Source organism: Flaviramulus sp. BrNp1-15 (assembly GCF_022259695.1).
Lineage (GTDB): Bacteria > Bacteroidota > Bacteroidia > Flavobacteriales > Flavobacteriaceae > BrNp1-15.
Genome location: NZ_CP092099.1, coordinates 2093744 through 2112467, shown reverse-complemented (window position 1 = coordinate 2112467; position 18724 = coordinate 2093744). Strand labels below are relative to the sequence as shown.

The window sequence follows — 18724 nt, the reverse complement described above, 5'->3', positions numbered from 1 at the left end:
ACTTAACCTATGAAGTTTATAAAAAATAATATAATCGCTATTGCATTATTTTGCTGTACGCTGGGATTTGCGCAACAATTGCCGCAATTCACACAATACATGTATAATACAATCTCAGTAAACCCAGCATATGCGGGAAGCAGAGAAGCATTAAGCATTGTTGGATTACACAGAAGCCAATGGGTAGGTTTTAAAGGTGGACCAATTACACAAACGCTTTCTATTCATACGCCTCTTAGAAATGATAGAATAGGTTTAGGGTTATCTTTTATTGAAGATGATTTAGGTCCGCAGAATTTCACTTATGTATATGGTGATTTTTCATATGCTATTCCTACAGGAACAAATGGTAAGTTAGCCTTTGGTTTAAAAGCAGGATTCACTCAATTTAGTTTTGATACTGACTTTAGATTAGACCCTGATAATCAAAACGATCAATTAATTTATGGTACAGAAGACCGATGGACACCTAATTTAGGTGCGGGTATCTATTGGAGTACAGATAGAATTTATGCAGGATTATCTACACCTAGAATTTTAAACAACGATACCAGTAACAATAGTGATTTTGAAGCTTTAGAACGTATTAGTTACTATTTCACTTTAGGTGGTGTAATAGACTTAAGCAAAAGCATTAAGTTTAAACCTGCTGGATTAATAAAAGCAACTAATGGTGCTCCTGTCTCATATGACCTTACTGCAAATTTCTTATTCAATGAAAAATTTTGGTTAGGAGGTTCTTATAGAATTAATGAACAAACCGCAGCAATTGGTGGTATTGTAGATTTTCAAATATCAAGACAATTACGTATTGGTTATGCTTACGAAAAACCAATTTCGGAAATTGCAGATTATACAACTGGGACACATGAGATATTGCTTATTTATGAGTTTAAATTCTTAAGTTCTAAATTAAAATCACCAAGATATTTCTAATATAATTTTCAATGAAAAATAAAAAATACATATTAGTTTGTCTCACATTAATGTTAAGCATTACAGTATTTTCTCAACAAGGGAAACAAAAAAGAGCAGATACATTATTCAATAAATTTTCTTTTGTAAAAGCTGCAGAAGTTTACAAAGATCTTATTGCAAAAAATTATAACAAAGATTATGCAACACGTAAACTTGCTGATTGTTATGCTTTTCTAAGAGATCCAAGAAATGCAACTAGGTATTATAAAAGTGTTGTTAAGCAAGATAATGTTCCTGTAGAATATTATTATAAATATGCGCAATCACTTCGTGGTATGAAAAAATACGAAGAATCTCAAATTTGGCTTAAACGCTATAAAGATTCTGGCGGTGTAGTTAATGCTAATGATTTTTCAAAAGATGTAAACTTTATAACAAGTGTTTTTGGTGCAAAACAACAATATTTCTTAGACAGAGTTCGATTTAATTCAAAATACAGTGATTTTGGAGCTTTTCAATATGATGGTAAAGTCTATTTTGCTTCATCTCGAGACGAAGGTGTAGGTATAAAACGAGTATATGGCTGGAACGAACAACCCTTTTTAGATGTCTATGTAACTGATGCTGACTCAAAAAAAAATGTAGACTTTAATAATAAAGTTAAGGGAGATGTAAATTCCATTTATCATGACGGTCCTGTTACCATAACAAAAGATGGTAAAACTATGTATTTCTCAAGAAATAATTTTAATAAAGATGTTGAAATTAAAGATAGAAAAGGTTTAACTAATATGAAAATTTACCGTGCTACATTAGTAGATGGTGAATGGACTAATATTGAGGATTTACCTATTAACGGAGATGGATTTTCTACTCAGCATCCAGCATTAAATATTGATGATACAAAACTATACTTCGCTTCTGATAGACCTGGTACAAAAGGAGGTTCAGATATTTGGGTGGTTAACATTTATCCTGATGGAACCTTAATGGACATACAAAATATTGGAGATGTAGTAAATACAGAAAGTGCAGAAGGTTTTCCTTTCATCAATAACGAAGGCGTTTTATTCTTTTCATCTGATGGTCATACTGGTTTAGGCTTGTTAGATATTTTTGCAACAATTAAAGGTGAAGAAGATGAAAATAGCATTGTTGATGTTATAAATTTAGGTACTCCAGTAAATTCTAATGCAGATGATTTTTCATTTTCAATGAATCCTGATGGTATTACAGGTTATTTTGCATCAAATAGACGTGGTGGTCGTGGTAGTGATGATATATATGCATTTCATAGAGAACCTGTACTTCATGTTGAAGGTGTTGTTGTAGATGCTATAAACACAAATCCAGTTCCAAATGCAAAAATTACGTTGTATGATGATAAAGGGCAACAAATTGCATACATGGAAACAGATGAAAATGGATATTATCAAATAAATATTGATAGAAATCAAGATTATAAAATTGTTGCTAGTCAAGATAAATATATTGATGATTACCGAACATTTACATCAAAAAATATTCAAACAGAACTTATTACCATTAGTGCCAACCTACTTATAAACCCGAAACCTAGTGTTGTAAAACTGGCAGAATTAGATTTAAATACCATTTATTTCGATTTCAACAAACACACCATTAGAAAAGATGCAGCTCTAGAACTAGATAAGATTGTAAACCTTATGCAAAACGATTACCCAGATATGGTAATACGGATTGAATCGCATACAGACTCAAGAGGAACTCTTTCTTATAATGATAAATTATCTATCGATAGAGCCAATGCTACTTATGAGTATTTAATATCAAAAGGTGTTAATCCTGATAGAATTACTGAACATCAAGGTTTTGGTGAACGAAGATTAACAAACGGTTGTGAAGATGGTGCAAAATGTGAGGAAGAACAACATCAATTAAACAGGCGTACCCAATTTATTGTGGTAAAAATGGAATAGAATAAGATTTTTAATTAAAAGCCCCATGAAATTAAAAAACTACATTATAGCTACTATTGTATTGCTTTTTGGTTTTTCTGCCAAAGCGCAATACACCTATCAAAAAAAAGCAGATAACCTATTTAATAAGTTTGCGTTTGCCAATGCTGCAAAAGTTTATCATGAGCTTATAGATGAAAACTTTAATGCAGATTATGCTACAAGGCAGTTGGCAGATAGTTATGCATTTATGCGAAATCCAGATAGCGCAGTAGTATATTATAAAAAGGCAGTACAACAAAAAAATGTTCCTGTTGAATATTATTATAATTATGCACAAGCATTAAGAGGTATAAAAGACTATGAAGCGTATCGTATTTGGATGAAACGATTTAAAGATGCAGGCGGTTCAATTAATGAAAAAAAACTTGGTAAAGATTCAGATTTTATCAACTCAATTTTCAACGCCAAACAACAATACTTTTTAACCAATATTAATTTCAATTCAAAATTTAGTGATTTTGGAGCCTACGAGCATAATGGAAGTATATATTTTGTTTCGTCTAGAGATGAAAGGGCTTTAAAAAAACATACTTACGGATGGAATAATGAGCCTTTTTTAGATATATATTCAACTATTAAAAGTAATAATGATAGTATTGTAGATTACCGTTCTAAATTAAAAGGGAATATAAATTCTGTTTATCATGAGGGATCTTTTACTATTACTAAGAATGGTAAAACCATTTATTTCTCACGAACCAATTTTAATAAAAATGTTTTAGGAAAAGATAAAGAAGGTATAACTAATCTTAAAATATATAAAGCCTCATTAATTGAAGGTAAATGGACAAATATTGAAGAGCTTCCTTTTAATAACAACGAATTTTCTAATGCACATCCAGCATTAAATGAAGATGAAACTAAACTTTATTTTGCCTCAAATAAATATGGAGGTTATGGAGGTTCTGATATTTATTATGTAGACATTAATAAAGATGGTTCTTTTGGAACACCTAAAAACTTAGGTAATGTAGTAAATACAAATAAAAACGAAAGATTTCCTTTTATAAATAGTGAAGGTTCTCTCTTTTTTGCTTCCGATGGACATCCAGGATTAGGTCTATTAGATATTTTTGGAACAGTTTCCGATAAAAACAATAATATTACAAGTGTCATAAATCTAGGAGTGCCTGTAAATTCAAGTAAAGATGATTTTTCTTTTTTTATGAATCCAGATGGACTTTCGGGCTATTTTGCTTCCAATAGAAACGGTGGGGTTGGTAGCGACGATATTTTTGCCTATGATAGAATTCCGCAATTAAAAATAGAAGGTACAGTAACCGAAGCTATAAACAACTCACCTATTCCTAATGCCTTAGTTACGCTTTTAGATAGTGATGGTAAAGAAATTGCTTTTGTTGAAACCAACGAAAATGGTCAGTATGATATTAATATTGACAGAAATGCAGACTATAATTTGAAAGTAAAAAAAGAAACTTATATCGAAAGTAGCTCTTCTATTTCTTCAAAAAATATAGAAAGACATATTACAAGTATTCCTTCTGATTTTGCAATAACACCAGAAGAAAAATTAGAAGAAAAAGAGGAAATAATTCCTATAGCTGAACTCTACCCTATTTATTTTGATTTTAATAAATCTAACATAAGAAAAGACGGTACAACAGAATTAGATAGAATTGTTGATTTAATGCAAATTAAATATCCAAATATGGTTGTTAAAATAGAGTCACATACAGATTCTAGAGGACCATCTTCTTACAATTATAAATTATCTGAAAAAAGAGCTAAAGTTGCTTACAATTATTTAATAAACCATGGTGTAAACCCTAATAGAATTATAGAATACAAAGGTTATGGTGAACAAAAACTAATAAATAATTGTGATGGAACTATTAGATGTACTGAAGCAGAACATCAGTTAAATAGGCGAACACAGTTTAGTGTTATAAGAATGAAATAAATTTAATTTATAAAATAATTAAACCACTAAGAGAAATTCCTCTTAGTGGTTTTTTTATATAATTTATTATTTGTTAAAGGTTTCTGAATAGTAAACATTTTGAAAACTCCAATAAGAAGTAATGTGTTATGATAGTAAGTTATTACTTTTTAATAAATATATTAGTATAATACCATCTACCATCTTCATTTTTTTCAGCAGATATATCAAAGTTTGTAAAATCACCTTCTAAGTTTTCCTTATGTGAATCACTTTTTAACCAAGCATTTACAACACCTTGTGCAGAACTATAACCGTAAGCAACATTTTCAGTTACCTCTTTAGCTCCAGCATTTTCTTTTAAGTATTTACTACGTGTATAAAAGTTTGCATGAGATACTTCATCATGATCCACCATATAATCTGTATGGCTAAAAGCAACAGATTTAACAATGCTCATATCTGATAATGGGTTTAAACCTAAAGATAATCTATGGTCGTTGATTAAATCTAATATTTCAACTTCAATCGCTTTAGCTTGAGGTGTAATAAGCTTTAATTCTATGGTATCTGCTTTATCATCGAGATTCTCTGATGAACAAGAAGAAAGTGTTAAAACAGCAAAAAATACTATTAAAAACAACTTGGAAAATAACTTCATAGGTTAAGTAAATCTAGGTTTGGTACCTAAATTTAATAGCCTAATTCTGAAATTATTGTTAATGAAATGTTAAAATCGATTAAAAACATGTATTTCATCGATATTAAATGTTTTTAATCGTTGAAACGCAATGATTTTAGTGTTTTATATGTATTTCGTCGTTGATTTTATGGAGATAATCGATTTATTTTCCAGTTAAAATCATCCTGAAGTTCATACTTGATTCTGTCATGTAATCTATTAGGACGACCTTGCCAAAACTCAATTTGCACAGGTTTTACTATATAACCACCCCAATTAGATGGTCTTGGTATTTCCTTGCCTTCAAAATCCTTTTCTAATTTTAGGAGCTTATCTTCAATATACTGTCTGTTTTCAATAACTTCACTTTGATTAGATGCTAAAGCCCCTAATTGACTTCCACGAGGTCTAGATTCAAAATAACCATCACTTAAATTCTCTGCAATCTTTTCAGCTTTACCCTTAATTATAATTTGTCTTTCTGCTCCATGCCAAAAAAAGGACAAACAAACATTTGGATTTACTTCAATAGCTCTACCCTTTTCACTATTATAATTTGTGTAAAATATAAAACCTTCGTAGGTGTATTTTTTAAGTAAAACTATCCTATTCTTAGGGTAACCATCTAATCCTAAAGTAGAAATTGTCATAGCATTGGTTTCATCTTCAAAAAAATGATTATCAACTTCATAAAACCATTTTTGAAATAACTCCATTGGGTTTTCAGGTACATTCTTTAGAAGTAATTCTCCTTTTTCGTAAGACTTTCTATAGTTACTTAAATCCTTTTCCATACAATACAAAATAACAAAAATTTATTTTCCTTTATGCAAAATATAAATATAAACTTCTTAAATTCGCGTGCCCTAAATTAATTAATATGAAGTTTGAAGATTCAAGATATTCTGCATTACAATATTTAAAAATCGAAAGACCTTTTGGTAATTTTTATTTATTAGATACTTTTTTTATTTCTGAGATAAATGAAGGTATTCATTTTGATTGGAATATGATTAAAGATGTAATGGACGAAATAATAACCTTGTACAAGAAAGATATGAAACTTGGTTATATTTCAAATAGAGTTAATTCCTATTCTTTAGATCCACATACATGGAATCAAGTAGATATTGAGTATAATGTTATAATTGCAGGTGCCATAGTCACTTATAATGAAATGACATTTATGAATGCAACTCTTGAAAAACGATTCTACAAAAAAAGCATTAAAAGATGTGCTTCTTTAGACGAAGCAATTGAATGGATTTCAAACTTAAAAGAGTTCAAAAATTCTCAGGTATCTAAATTAAAATAAAGTTTAATTAAAACTCAAATACCTTACCGTCTTCACTAAGCTCGACATTTGCAAAAACAGTTTGTGCTTCTTCCTTAAATGCATTTAAACCATCGTAACGCGTTGAATAATGCCCAAGCAATAGTTTGCCGACATTTGATTGTTTCGCTATTCTAGCTGCCTCTTTTGCTGTAGAGTGCTTTGTTTTTACTGCTAAATGCGCATGTTTATCTAAAAAAGTAGACTCATGATACAATACATCTGCATTTTTTATAATAGGTACAATGTCTTCTTTATACATAGTATCACTACAAAACGCATAACTTTTAGGTTTGTTTCCAGCTTTTGTAACCGTTTCGTTTTTAATAGTTACACCATCTTCATTAATAACATCAAAACCTTGTTTTAGTTTTCTAAAATAAGCGACATTAATATTGGCTCTTTCTGCAGCTAGAACATTTAATTTACGTTCGCCTTCTTTTTCTTTAAACAAAAAGCCGTTTGTGTAAATTCTATGATTTAAAGGAATGGTATAAACCTCTACTCTATCATCTTCAAAAACTAATTCTGATTTATTAGAAGTTAATTCGTGAAAAATTAAATTATAATTGGTCCAGGAATCAGCTAATTTCATTTGAAGCGTAATAATTTCCTTTATTCCTTTTGGGCCATAAATATGTAAATCGGTTTCGCGAGTAAGCAACCTAAAAGTAGAAATCAAGCCAACTAAACCAAAAAAATGATCTCCATGCAAATGTGAAATAAAAATATGTTTAATTCTACTAAACTTAATTTTATGCTTGCGTAACTGCACTTGAGTTCCTTCTCCACAATCTATTAAAAACATGTGGTTATTAATTTCTAATACCTGAGAAGTTGTATTGTTTAAAGTTCTTGGTGTGGCACTATAACAGCCTAAAATGGAAAGCCTCATATTTTAATTTGAGGTTTATAATTTATTGAATCCATTGCTGTAAACTTACTTTTAAAAGTAAAAGCAAACGGTGTCTCTCCATAAGTGTTCAAATAATCTAAACGGTTTTTTGCATCTTGAAAAGTAGGTTCGTAACCTTCTGGTACATACCAAAATGCCATATATTTCATTTTAATTTTACTGAACCATTCCTTTTTTCGTTTAAAAATTTCAACATGATTGGAATTGTATGTAAAATTAAAAAGTGAAGATAAATCTGTCCAAACAGACATATTTATTATTAAAGAATCATCTTTAAAAATACGTGCTGCTTCATCTTTATCTTCGTCTTTCAATCGCCAGATAAAACCTTTGCTCGAATCTGCAATAGCATTTATTCTATCCAGATTGTTTACAAAATCCTCCATTATGGGATCGTCCATTGGCGCTAAACTTTTAGCTATGTTTACTTGTGCTAAATAAAATTTACCCATATTAAAATCCTAAATCGCGCTCCATTTCTTCCATTTCAATAATATCGTAAGCTTCTTTAAGTGTTGGTACTACAATAATTTCATCTGGAACAATATCTAAATCAATGTTGCTAGATACTATTACAAACGAATGTTTTGTTGCTCTATGAGTGTTAGACAACTCTAAAAACTCAATAATATCATTTAATCCTAATTTGTTTAATGACGTTAAAGCAACAACAATATTATTGTTTTTAAATTTTGGATATAATGTCTGTAGCTTTTTTACTAATTCTATAACCGTAGCTTTCTCTTGGGTGATTATAGATATATTTCCATCTTGGTCTAAAATCATAATCTACTGTTTTATTTTTGACGCTAATAAATATATTACAGCCATTCTAATAGCAACTCCATTTTGAACTTGATCCAAAATAATAGATTGTTTAGAATCTGCAACATCACTGGTAATTTCTACACCTCTATTAATTGGCCCTGGGTGCATTATTGTAATTTCTTTATCTAGAGAATCGAGTAATTCTTTATTAACTCCAAACTGTTGTGTATATTCTCTTGTTGATGGGAAATAACTTATATCCATACGCTCGTTTTGCACACGAAGCATGTTAGCTACATCACACCAATTTAATGCTTTACGTATATTTGTTTCAACCTTTACTCCAAGTTTATCAATATATTTGGGCAATAACGTTTTTGGACCGCATACCATAACTTGAGCACCTTGAAGTTGAAGTGCAAAGATATTTGAAAGTGCAACACGGCTATGTAAAATATCTCCAACAATAACTACCTTTTTACCTTTTACATCACCTAGTTTTTCTCTAATTGAATAAGAATCTAATAAAGCCTGCGTAGGGTGTTCATGAGCTCCATCACCTGCATTAACAATACTCGCATTTACATGTTTTGATAAAAACACTCCAGCCCCAGGATTTGGATGACGCATAACTACCATATCTACTTTCATAGACAAGATATTGTTTACCGTATCTATTAAAGTTTCTCCTTTTTTTACTGAAGATTGTGCTGATGAAAAGTTTATAACATCGGCAGATAAACGTTTCTCTGCAAGTTCAAATGATAATTTTGTTCTCGTAGAATTTTCAAAAAAGAGGTTTGCAATGGTAATATCTCTAAGCGAAGGCACTTTTTTAATGGGTCTGTTAATCACTTCTTTAAAATGATCGGCAGTTTCAAAAATAAGTTGGATATCTTGTTTATTAAGATACTTGATTCCTAATAAGTGATTGACACTTAACTCGCTCATTGTTTTAAATTATTTTTCAATTAAATAAACCGAATCTTCATTATCATGCTCTTTCCAGTTTACTTTTACTTTTTCATTATTTATAACATCTACTTGCCTGCCTCTATAATCTGGTTGAATTGGTAAATGTCTGCTAAAACGTCTATCTATTAGCGTTAATAATTCAATTTCATTAGGTCTTCCAAAAGACTGTATAGCTGTTAAAGCAGCTCTTATACTTCTTCCTGTATATAAAACATCGTCAATAAAAACTATATTCTTATCTTCTACTAAAAAATTGATTTTTGTTGTATTAGCTTCAAGTGTTTTTTCACCACGGCGAAAATCATCTCTATAAAAAGTGATATCTAAATACCCTAATTGAATGTTTTTAACTTTGTAATCTTCTTCTAATATTTTAGTTAATCTATTAGCTAAAAATACACCACGAGGTTGAAGCCCTATTAAAACAGTATTAGAAAAGTTGTTATGTTTTTCAATAAGTTGACAAGCCAATCGATGAAGAATGATGTTTACCTCTTTTGCGTTAAGTAAAACTTTTTGACTCATATACTATCCAAACGTATTTGGAATACAAAGGTAATGCAAAAATTCAGAAGTTGAAACATAAAAGATAATAGTTAATTTAACTTAAAGTTCATAAAACAAAAAAGCCTCACATTTCTGTGAGGCTTAGATTTATAAATTTAGGAAAAACTATTATTTAGTTTTTTTTCCGTCCATTTTATCTTTAAGAGCTTGTAAAGCATCATTAGCATCACCTAAAGTTGGTTTAGCCTCTGCTGCTGCGGTAGCTGCTTTTTTAGCTGCTGCTTTTACATTTTTAATCTCTTCTGCTTTAAATACTGCAGTATGAGAAGCTACAACACGTTTAAACTCTTTGTTAAATTCAATTATTTTAAACTCAGCTGTTTCTCCTTTTTTAAGTTTGTTTCCATCTTCTTTTTCAAGGTGACGAGAAGGTACAAATGCAACGATATCTTCGTTAAATTCTACTGTAGCTCCTTTGTCAACTATCTCAGAGATTTCTGCTGTGTGAACAGTTTCTAAAGCGAAATCTGTTTCATATTTATCCCAAGGATTATCTGTAGTTTGTTTGTGACCTAAACTTAATTTACGTCCTTCTACATCTAATTCTAATACGATAACATCTAACTTATCTCCTACTGCGCAAAACTCAGATGGGTGTTTAATTTTCTTAGTCCAAGATAAATCAGAGATGTAAATTAATCCATCAATACCTTCTTCTAATTCAACAAAAACACCAAAGTTTGTAAAGTTACGTACAACACCTGTGTGTTTAGAACCTAGTGGATATTTACCTGTAATATCTGTCCATGGATCTGCAGTTAATTGCTTGATACCAAGAGACATTTTACGATCTTCTCTATCTAAAGTTAAGATTACAGCTTCAACTTCATCTCCTACAGAAACGAAATCTTGAGCAGAACGTAAATGCGTAGACCAAGACATTTCAGAAACGTGAATTAAACCTTCAACACCATCAGCAACTTCAATAAATGCACCGTAATCTGCAATTACAACTACTTTACCTTTTACTTTATCTCCTACTTTTACAGTATCAGCTAAAGCTTCCCAAGGGTGTTTGCTTAATTGTTTTAATCCTAATTGGATTCTAGATTTGTTTTCATCAAAATCAAGGATTACAACATTTAATTTTTGATCTAACTCAACAATCTCATTTGGATGATTGATTCTAGACCAAGATAAATCTGTAATGTGGATTAAACCATCTACACCACCAAGATCGATAAATACACCGTAAGAAGTAATGTTTTTAACAACACCTTCTAATACTTGTCCTTTTTCTAATTGGCCAATGATTTCTTTCTTTTGTTCCTCGATATCAGCCTCAATAAGTGCTTTATGAGAAACTACTACGTTTTTAAATTCGTGATTAATTTTCACAACTTTAAATTCCATAGTTTTATTTACATACTGGTCGTAATCTCTAATTGGCTTAACATCAATTTGAGAACCTGGTAAGAATGCTTCAATTCCAAAAACATCTACAATCATACCACCTTTAGTTCTGCATTTTACAAAACCGTTTACTATTTCACCAGTTTCGTGTGCTTTATTAACACGATCCCATGCTTTAATTACACGTGCTTTTCTGTGAGATAACACTAATTGACCTGTTGCATCTTCACGAACATCAATTAATACTTCTACTTTATCTCCTACTTTTAAGTTTGGATTGTAACGAAATTCGTTTAATGAAATTACACCTTCAGATTTTGCGTTAATATCAATAATAGCATCTCTATCAGAAATGTGTACTACAGTACCTTCAACAACTTCATCATCTAAAGTGTCAACGAAATTTTCTGCTACTAATTTTTCAAATTCTTTAAGTTGTTTATCATCAACTTCATCAATACCTTCTTGGTAATTGTGCCAGTTGAACTCTTTTAAGAATTTTTCAGGGTTTGCTTTAGCTTCAGATACTACTGGAGCTTCTACTGTTGAAGCTTCAGTTGCTTCAATTTCAGCTTGTTTTGCTTTTTCAGCCATGTGCTGATTAAAATTTGTATTCTGAATGCTTTGGAAGATTTAAGCAAATAACAGACAGAAGTGTTATTTTTATTTTTGTTTTGTTCCCTTTATCTTTCCAACGATTTGCTAAAAGGAGTGCAAAAATAATAATAATTGGTATAATTACCTAAAAATGAGCAAATAAATTAATAGAAGTTTTAAATGATAATTTAGAAATAAAAATCAGGAAAAAATATGATATAATTTTTACTAAAATGTAAGAAAATAATTCGCTATATTGTTGGCAACAAATAATTTTAAATTTTAAAAATCATGATTAAGACAAAATATCAAGCTGTACTAGATTTAGGTGAAGCACTAAACATACAAAATGGTGATGTGAAAGAAGATAATGGCGTGCTAAAAATTAAAGGAACCGCTAAAACACAATATGAAAAAAACATACTTTGGGACAAAATAAAAGAAATTGGTGGTAACAACCCAACTGATATTAAAGCAAATATTACTGTAGCAGATGATAGTGTTTATGCAAGACATACCGTGAAAAGTGGTGAAACTCTAGGTAAAATTGCTAAGCATTATTATGGTAACGCCTTAAAATATGAAGAGATTTTTAAAGCGAATTCTGATATTTTAAAAAATCCTGATGTTATTCATCCAGACCAAGAATTGATTATTCCCAATTTGAAATAAATAGAATATTTAAAATATAAAAAAAGCGAATCTACATTTAGATTCGCTTTTTTATTTATCGTTATTACGAGGAGTGTAACGACGAAGTAATCTTTTAAATTAGATTTAAACAGATTGCCTCACTACGCTCGCAATGACACAATATTATTATTCATAATCTTCAATAGTCATGTTAACTAGCTGTAAAATTTTATTGAATTGCTCATCTAAAGTCATATTTGAGTTATCTATGTCTATAGCATCTTTAGCTTTTACCAAAGGCGAATCTTTTCTGGTAGAATCAATATGATCGCGTTCTTTTACATTGTTTAAAACAGCTTCATAATCCACTTTATCTCCTCTTTCAATAAGTTCTTGATAGCGCCTTTCTGCCCTAGTTTCAGCTGATGCTGTCATAAATAATTTAAGTTCTGCTTCAGGAAAAACTACCGTACCAATATCCCTACCATCCATAACAACTCCTTTGTCTTTTCCCATTCTTTGTTGCTGCTCAACCAATTTATGTCTCACTTCAGAAATTGCTGCTACTTTACTCACAAAACTTGAAACTTCAAGTGTTCTAATGTCTTTTTCAATATTTTTTCCGTTTAGGTATACTTCTGCAAATCCCAACGCATCATTAAACTTAAAACTAATTTCAATCTGTGGCAAGTGATAAACTAAAGCTTCTACATTAAAATCATCAGGATTAATAAATCCGTTTTGCATGGCATAAAACGTAACCGCTCTATACATTGCTCCTGTATCTACATAAACGTAGCCCAAATGTTTTGCTATTTGTTTTGCTACAGTGCTCTTACCTGTTGATGAAAATCCATCTATAGCTATGGTGATTTTATTCATATAATATTTTGAATGAACAAAAATAGGTATTTATTGTAAATCTATTTGCAAACCAAAGAAGTTTGAATTGGCTGCGCTTGTATATTTAGCATGCGTGTAACTAAAGCGCATTTTATTCATTTTAATAGAAATACCTGCCGAAAGTCCAGAAAAATTACGCTGGTCTACAATTCTTAATTCTTCTCCTCTTCTAAAATTATAACCCAAACGAATATTGAAACCGCCTTCTGGAAATATTTCTGCACCTAAAATGGTGTGCCTTATTACCTGACCAAGAAAACCTATTTTTTCACTAGTTTGATTTCCGCCCAAATCACTTGTTGTTCTTGTTGGATTTGGTCTGGCAATTGGCCATTCTTGTAAATTTTCTAAAGTAACGTGCCATCTTATAGGTACATTTTCTAATCGTTGAGACATGCCAAAAGCTACCTCAAAAGGAATACGTTCGTTCAATCCAGCATAAGTGGTTATTTGTGAACCTAAATTCCTTACAACCAATGCAGCATTAAAATCTAAATAGTCATTAATATAAATTAAACCTAAATCTACAGCAGCACCCAAAGAGCTATATTGCTCTAATTTTGAGGTGATTAATTTTAGATTCCCACCTAAATAAAAATCGGAATACCCTATTTGTTTAGCGTAACCAAATGAAAGTGCTGTTTCGCTTCCTGAGAATGTTCCTGTGGAATTTCCTGCTTCATCATAACCATCAAAAGAGCCATAATTCACATAGGTTACGCCAGCATGAAAAGTTTGGATACGCCTATCTACAGTATACGCATAAGATGCAGTACCATAACTAATACCACCTAAATAACTGGTATAATTTACAGCTAATTGATTATCCATATCAACATTTATAGTCGCTGGATTAAAAAGCCCTTGGGTAACATCGTAATCTACATTTGTAAATACCTTCCCTCCTAATGCAGCTTGTCTTGGAGAGGATACCAAATTTAAGAATTGATAAGTGGTCTCGCCTCCTACCTGAGCATAGAAGGAAGTACAAATTAGCAAACAAAAAAATAAGATAATTTTTCTCAGCATATTTACAATACAAAGTAAATGAATCTATCTTAAAACGATAGCATGTATCTTTTATTTTTTGTTTGTTTTATATTTCTACTTCAAACGCAGTTTTTGGCCAACAAATATACTGTTGCCTTTTATGTTATTTAGATCTTTTATTTGACTGATAGATGTATTTGTTTTTTGGGAAATACTAAACAATGTATCTCCTTTTGAAACCACCCAAATAGTTGATGTATTTGATGAATTCTCTACAGCATCAACACTTTTAACTCTTATTTTTTGACCAACATGAATTAAATTTGATTCTAAATTATTGACTCTTTTCAATTCATCTAAAGGCAGATTATATTTTTTTGAAAGCGTAAATAAAGTTTCTCCTTTTTTAACGATATGAACATCTGAAGCTATTTCTGATTCTGACTCGACTTCGTTAATAACCTGCATTGATCTAATAGTATCGTAACCTTTTTTTCCGTAAACTATAAATTCACCAGTTGCAACATTTAATCTTGCAGGCTTACCATTTAAAAGTACTTCTTTATAAACTGGCTTCTGTTGTGCAAAAACAAGGGCATTGCTTAATACTAAAACCAATAAACAAAACAGAAGTTTATAACTTTTTTGCATGCTTTACTTTTTGATTTGTTATGGCTATTTCTATAACTTCTCTCATATCTTTAACATAATGAAACTTTAAACCTTTTAAATACTCTGGTTTTATTTCTTCAATATCACGCTTGTTATCTTCACACAATAAGATTTCTTTTATTTTAGCACGTTTTGCTGCTAAAATCTTCTCTTTTATACCTCCAACAGGAAGTACTTTTCCACGCAGTGTAATTTCACCTGTCATAGCCAAACTTTTCTTCACTTTGCGTTGTGTGAATAATGATACTAACGATGTTAACATTGTTACACCAGCACTTGGTCCATCTTTTGGAGTTGCACCTTCTGGCACGTGAATATGAACGTTATATTTATCAAAAATTGAAGGATCTATACCAAATTCTTTAGCATTCGATTTAATGAATTCCATAGCAATGGTAGCAGATTCTTTCATGACTTTACCAAGATTTCCGGTAATATTCATAGCGCCTTTACCTTTAGAAAGAATAGACTCTATAAACAAAATATCTCCACCAACTCGTGTCCAAGCTAAACCTGTAACTACTCCAGCTACTTCGTTATTTTCATATTTATCGCGTTCTAATTTTGGAGCACCTAAAACTTCAATAATATCATCATTTGATATTTTAATGTTATAGGTTTCATCCATAGCAATATTTTTTGCAGCGTAACGCACCATTTTTGCTATCTGTTTTTCAAGACCACGAACTCCAGATTCTCTTGTATAACCTTCAACAATTTTCTCTAATTGTGGTTTTCGTATTTTTAAATCTTTATCAGATAAACCATGCTCTTTTAATTGCTTTGGTAATAAATGACGTTTAGCAATTTCTACTTTTTCTTCAATAGTATAACCCGTTACATTTATAATTTCCATACGGTCTAGTAACGCTGGTTGAATAGTTGATAAGCTATTAGAAGTTGCAACAAACATAACTTTAGAAAGGTCGTAGCCCATTTCTAAAAAGTTATCATAAAACTCGCTGTTTTGCTCAGGATCTAAAACCTCTAACATTGCAGAAGATGGATCTCCTTGATGAGAACTTGAAAGTTTATCTATTTCATCTAGAACAAAAACTGGATTTGATGTTCCTGCCTTTTTTAAACTTTGAATAATACGCCCTGGCATAGCGCCAATGTATGTTTTTCTATGTCCGCGAATTTCTGCTTCATCACGTAAACCACCCAACGAAATTCTAACATACTCACGCCCTAAAGCTTCTGCGATAGATTTCCCTAAAGAAGTTTTACCAACTCCCGGAGGCCCGTATAAACACAAAATAGGTGATTTCATATCGTTGCGAAGTTTTAATACCGCTAAATATTCTATAATTCTTCGTTTTACATCTTCTAACCCGAAATGATCTCTGTCTAAGATTTTCATGGCACGTTTCAGGTCGAATTTATCTTCACTAAACTCATTCCAAGGCAAATCTAAAAACAACTCTAAGTAGTTACGCTGAATAGAATATTCTGCTACTTGCGGGTTCATACGTTGCATTTTTGCTATTTCTTTATCAAAATGCTTCGCCACATCTTCATCCCAAAGTTTGTCTTTGGCACGCGCTTTCATTTCATCAATTTCCTGATCGTGACTTACGCCTCCCAGTTCTTCTTGAATGGTTTTCATTTGCTGATGCAAGAAATACTCACGTTGTTGTTGGCTCATATCCATTTGAACTTTAGACTGAATGTCATTCTTTAGTTCTAATTTTTGAAACTCAACATTCATGAACTTTAACGTTGCTAAAGCACGTTTCTTTAAGTCGTCAATCTCTAATAACGATTGCTTTTCTGCTACCGATAAATTCATGTTTGAAGACACAAAATTCACTAAAAACGAGCTGCTTTCTATATTTTTTATGGCAAAAGAAGCTTCACTTGGAATATTTGGACTTTCCTTAATAATTTCTAGAGCCAACTCTTTAATAGAATCAATAATAGCTTTAAACTCTTGGTTTTTTGTAGCGGGTTTCGCTTCAGGAATATCGCGTATTGTAGCCGTCATATAAGGTTCTTCTGTAAGAACTTCGGCAACTTTAAATCGTTTTTTTCCTTGTATAATTACCGTAACGTTGCCATCTGGCATTTTTAAAACACGTAAAATTCTGGCAACAGTACCAGTTTCATGTATTTCTTTAGATGTAGGATTCTCTACCGACTCATCTTTTTGAGCCACAACACCAATAACTTTTCCGCCTTTGTTGGCGTCGTTTATCAGTTTAATAGATTTATCTCTACCAGCTGTAATAGGAATTACCACTCCTGGAAATAGCACCGTATTTCGTAATGACAAAATAGGCAAAGTTTCGGGCAGTTTTTCATTATTTATGGCTTCCTCATCTTCTGGGGTCATTAAAGGAATTAATTCTGAGTTTTCGTCAAAATCCTGTAATGACAAACTGTCAAGACTAATAAAATTAGATTTCTTCATATATATATTTAGGTCAATCTGTCATTAAAACAAAATCGATCATTTATTAGATTTAATTATTAAAATTATAATTTGCTGAATATCAATAATTTAAAATCAAACAAAAACATCCAACACTACTATAATTTCAATAGCTATGCCATTTATGATATGTAGTTCATCTAATTTAATCAATAAATATTATCTTATGTAAGAATATAATACTATTTTAGTTTTATAAATCCCATAAACATAACCAAAATGAAATTAAATTACTTTTTACTTATTACCCTTTGCTTAACTTTATTTGCGTGTAGTACCGAATCTACAGATACACCAAATGAAGAAACCCCAGAAGAAACAGAGCAACCTACAGATGGTATCTTATTAAAGCGAATTGTTGAAACTTATGAAGGAGAAACTTACACAACCACATTTACTTATGATGGAAATAAATTAATAACTTATGATGAAGGTGATGGTTGGAAAAATATATTCACTTATGAAGATGAAAAATTAGTAAGAGAAGACCAATTTGCTGAAAATGAACTCAATGCTTATGTTATTTTAGAATATAATACTGATGGTAGTCTTTCTAATTTTAGAGAGTATTTTTTAGAGCCTTCTGGATTAGGTGGTATTGTTACCAAAAATATTTTTGAATATAATACTGATAACACTATCACTCAAACAATTTATAGAGGTGATGCAACATCTCAAACAGATTTTTCGCATACTTATATAATTACCATGCAAAATGACAATATAAAAAGTATTGTTGACTCACATGATAGTTATTCATATGAATATGATGATAAAAATGGTGTATTCAAAAATATTCATAATATTGAAATATTAAATATTTTGAGTGAGAACGAATTTGGCGCTTTAATCTTTGGAAATACTAATAATGTTATAAATGCTAATGATTTTGAAGGTTCTGATGAATATAATGAAACTTACGAATATACCTATAACGATAACAGTTATCCGGTTTCAGCAACTTGGACTTCTACTTATGATGGTAGTTTTGGATCATATGAAGATGTTTCAACCATAGAATTTTTCTACGAGTAAAAACAAAATATATTTACAAATAAAAAGGCTAATTCAAAAAAATGAATT

At 30.8% G+C, this 18724-nt stretch carries 18 protein-coding genes; 6 read left to right on the top strand and 12 right to left on the bottom strand.

What is annotated here, in order from left to right; all coding sequences use genetic code 11:
- Nucleotides 1-9: 9 nt before the first annotated feature.
- Genes MBM09_RS09265 through MBM09_RS09255 form a run of 3 tightly spaced genes read left to right on the top strand, consistent with a single transcriptional unit; the run spans nucleotide 10 to nucleotide 4839 of the window.
- Complete coding sequence (locus MBM09_RS09265) at nucleotides 10-936, top strand: type IX secretion system membrane protein PorP/SprF (protein WP_238673428.1); 927 nt, start codon at nucleotides 10-12, stop codon at nucleotides 934-936.
- Between the two features lie 11 nt (nucleotides 937-947).
- Complete coding sequence (locus MBM09_RS09260) at nucleotides 948-2876, top strand: OmpA family protein (protein ID WP_238673427.1); 1929 nt, start codon at nucleotides 948-950, stop codon at nucleotides 2874-2876.
- A gap of 25 nt (nucleotides 2877-2901) precedes the next feature.
- Nucleotides 2902-4839, top strand: a complete 1938-nt coding sequence (locus tag MBM09_RS09255) for an OmpA family protein (protein ID WP_238673425.1) — start codon at nucleotides 2902-2904, stop codon at nucleotides 4837-4839.
- Nucleotides 4840-4981: 142 nt separating this feature from the next.
- On the opposite strand, the gene MBM09_RS09250 is transcribed toward MBM09_RS09255, so the two are convergent.
- Nucleotides 4982-5479, bottom strand: a complete 498-nt coding sequence (locus MBM09_RS09250) for a CAP domain-containing protein (RefSeq protein ID WP_238673424.1) — start codon at nucleotides 5477-5479, stop codon at nucleotides 4982-4984.
- 167 nt (nucleotides 5480-5646) lie between these two features.
- Nucleotides 5647-6294, bottom strand: a complete 648-nt coding sequence (gene pdxH / locus MBM09_RS09245; RefSeq protein ID WP_238673422.1) for a pyridoxamine 5'-phosphate oxidase — start codon at nucleotides 6292-6294, stop codon at nucleotides 5647-5649.
- Between the two features lie 86 nt (nucleotides 6295-6380).
- Between pdxH and MBM09_RS09240 the strand changes: the two genes are divergently transcribed.
- Nucleotides 6381-6815 (top strand): hypothetical protein, encoded by a 435-nt coding sequence (locus tag MBM09_RS09240; RefSeq protein ID WP_238673421.1) that lies wholly within the window; start codon nucleotides 6381-6383, stop codon nucleotides 6813-6815.
- A gap of 7 nt (nucleotides 6816-6822) precedes the next feature.
- Here the strand turns inward: MBM09_RS09240 and MBM09_RS09235 are convergent, their stop codons facing one another.
- The 6 genes from MBM09_RS09235 to rpsA form a co-directional block, all read right to left on the bottom strand.
- Complete coding sequence (locus MBM09_RS09235) at nucleotides 6823-7728, bottom strand: ribonuclease Z (protein WP_238673420.1); 906 nt, start codon at nucleotides 7726-7728, stop codon at nucleotides 6823-6825.
- Nucleotides 7725-8201 carry a DUF3291 domain-containing protein gene (locus MBM09_RS09230; protein ID WP_238673419.1) on the bottom strand — a complete coding sequence of 159 codons (477 nt, stop codon included), beginning with the start codon at nucleotides 8199-8201 and terminating at the stop codon, nucleotides 7725-7727. Before MBM09_RS09230 ends, MBM09_RS09235 begins: the two co-directional genes overlap by 4 nt.
- Before the next feature lies 1 nt (nucleotide 8202).
- Nucleotides 8203-8535, bottom strand: a complete 333-nt coding sequence (locus MBM09_RS09225; RefSeq protein WP_238673418.1) for a ribonuclease Z — start codon at nucleotides 8533-8535, stop codon at nucleotides 8203-8205.
- Nucleotides 8536-8538: 3 nt separating this feature from the next.
- Complete coding sequence (locus tag MBM09_RS09220; protein ID WP_238673417.1) at nucleotides 8539-9468, bottom strand: aspartate carbamoyltransferase catalytic subunit; 930 nt, start codon at nucleotides 9466-9468, stop codon at nucleotides 8539-8541.
- Nucleotides 9469-9477: 9 nt separating this feature from the next.
- Entirely contained in the window at nucleotides 9478-10017 is a 540-nt protein-coding gene (pyrR, locus tag MBM09_RS09215; RefSeq protein ID WP_238673416.1) for a bifunctional pyr operon transcriptional regulator/uracil phosphoribosyltransferase PyrR, read from the bottom strand.
- Nucleotides 10018-10167: 150 nt separating this feature from the next.
- Nucleotides 10168-12006 carry a 30S ribosomal protein S1 gene (gene rpsA, locus MBM09_RS09210; protein ID WP_238673415.1) on the bottom strand — a complete coding sequence of 613 codons (1839 nt, stop codon included), beginning with the start codon at nucleotides 12004-12006 and terminating at the stop codon, nucleotides 10168-10170.
- 294 nt (nucleotides 12007-12300) lie between these two features.
- On the opposite strand from rpsA, the gene MBM09_RS09205 reads away from it, so the two are divergent.
- Nucleotides 12301-12681, top strand: a complete 381-nt coding sequence (locus MBM09_RS09205) for a LysM peptidoglycan-binding domain-containing protein (protein ID WP_238673414.1) — start codon at nucleotides 12301-12303, stop codon at nucleotides 12679-12681.
- A 147-nt stretch (nucleotides 12682-12828) separates the two neighbouring features.
- Here MBM09_RS09205 and cmk read toward each other — a convergent pair whose 3' ends face one another.
- The 4 genes from cmk to lon form a co-directional block, all read right to left on the bottom strand.
- Nucleotides 12829-13524, bottom strand: coding sequence for a (d)CMP kinase (gene cmk / locus MBM09_RS09200; protein WP_238673412.1), 696 nt, complete (start codon nucleotides 13522-13524; stop codon nucleotides 12829-12831).
- 30 nt (nucleotides 13525-13554) lie between these two features.
- Complete coding sequence (gene porQ, locus MBM09_RS09195; RefSeq protein WP_238673411.1) at nucleotides 13555-14574, bottom strand: type IX secretion system protein PorQ; 1020 nt, start codon at nucleotides 14572-14574, stop codon at nucleotides 13555-13557.
- Nucleotides 14575-14649: 75 nt separating this feature from the next.
- Nucleotides 14650-15186 carry a LysM peptidoglycan-binding domain-containing protein gene (locus MBM09_RS09190; RefSeq protein WP_238673410.1) on the bottom strand — a complete coding sequence of 179 codons (537 nt, stop codon included), beginning with the start codon at nucleotides 15184-15186 and terminating at the stop codon, nucleotides 14650-14652.
- Entirely contained in the window at nucleotides 15170-17620 is a 2451-nt protein-coding gene (lon, locus tag MBM09_RS09185) for an endopeptidase La (protein ID WP_238673408.1), read from the bottom strand. The genes MBM09_RS09190 and lon overlap by 17 nt, the downstream gene beginning before the upstream one ends.
- A gap of 240 nt (nucleotides 17621-17860) precedes the next feature.
- Between lon and MBM09_RS09180 the strand changes: the two genes are divergently transcribed.
- Nucleotides 17861-18676: a hypothetical protein gene (locus MBM09_RS09180; RefSeq protein ID WP_238673407.1), complete on the top strand. Its 816-nt coding sequence runs from the start codon at nucleotides 17861-17863 to the stop codon at nucleotides 18674-18676.
- The last annotated feature ends 48 nt before the right edge of the window (nucleotides 18677-18724 follow it).

Coding starts and splice junctions, on each gene's coding strand:
- pyrR (WP_238673416.1), bottom strand. CDS start 10,017: ATGAGTCAAAAAGTTTTACTTAACGCAAAAGAGGTAAACATCATTCTT.
- porQ (WP_238673411.1), bottom strand. CDS start 14,574: ATGCTGAGAAAAATTATCTTATTTTTTTGTTTGCTAATTTGTACTTCC.
- MBM09_RS09240 (WP_238673421.1), top strand. CDS start 6,381: ATGAAGTTTGAAGATTCAAGATATTCTGCATTACAATATTTAAAAATC.
- MBM09_RS09255 (WP_238673425.1), top strand. CDS start 2,902: ATGAAATTAAAAAACTACATTATAGCTACTATTGTATTGCTTTTTGGT.
- MBM09_RS09180 (WP_238673407.1), top strand. CDS start 17,861: ATGAAATTAAATTACTTTTTACTTATTACCCTTTGCTTAACTTTATTT.
- MBM09_RS09205 (WP_238673414.1), top strand. CDS start 12,301: ATGATTAAGACAAAATATCAAGCTGTACTAGATTTAGGTGAAGCACTA.
- MBM09_RS09265 (WP_238673428.1), top strand. CDS start 10: ATGAAGTTTATAAAAAATAATATAATCGCTATTGCATTATTTTGCTGT.
- MBM09_RS09220 (WP_238673417.1), bottom strand. CDS start 9,468: ATGAGCGAGTTAAGTGTCAATCACTTATTAGGAATCAAGTATCTTAAT.
- MBM09_RS09235 (WP_238673420.1), bottom strand. CDS start 7,728: ATGAGGCTTTCCATTTTAGGCTGTTATAGTGCCACACCAAGAACTTTA.
- rpsA (WP_238673415.1), bottom strand. CDS start 12,006: ATGGCTGAAAAAGCAAAACAAGCTGAAATTGAAGCAACTGAAGCTTCA.
- MBM09_RS09250 (WP_238673424.1), bottom strand. CDS start 5,479: ATGAAGTTATTTTCCAAGTTGTTTTTAATAGTATTTTTTGCTGTTTTA.
- MBM09_RS09260 (WP_238673427.1), top strand. CDS start 948: ATGAAAAATAAAAAATACATATTAGTTTGTCTCACATTAATGTTAAGC.
- MBM09_RS09225 (WP_238673418.1), bottom strand. CDS start 8,535: ATGATTTTAGACCAAGATGGAAATATATCTATAATCACCCAAGAGAAA.
- MBM09_RS09230 (WP_238673419.1), bottom strand. CDS start 8,201: ATGGGTAAATTTTATTTAGCACAAGTAAACATAGCTAAAAGTTTAGCG.
- pdxH (WP_238673422.1), bottom strand. CDS start 6,294: ATGGAAAAGGATTTAAGTAACTATAGAAAGTCTTACGAAAAAGGAGAA.
- MBM09_RS09190 (WP_238673410.1), bottom strand. CDS start 15,186: ATGCAAAAAAGTTATAAACTTCTGTTTTGTTTATTGGTTTTAGTATTA.
- lon (WP_238673408.1), bottom strand. CDS start 17,620: ATGAAGAAATCTAATTTTATTAGTCTTGACAGTTTGTCATTACAGGAT.
- cmk (WP_238673412.1), bottom strand. CDS start 13,524: ATGAATAAAATCACCATAGCTATAGATGGATTTTCATCAACAGGTAAG.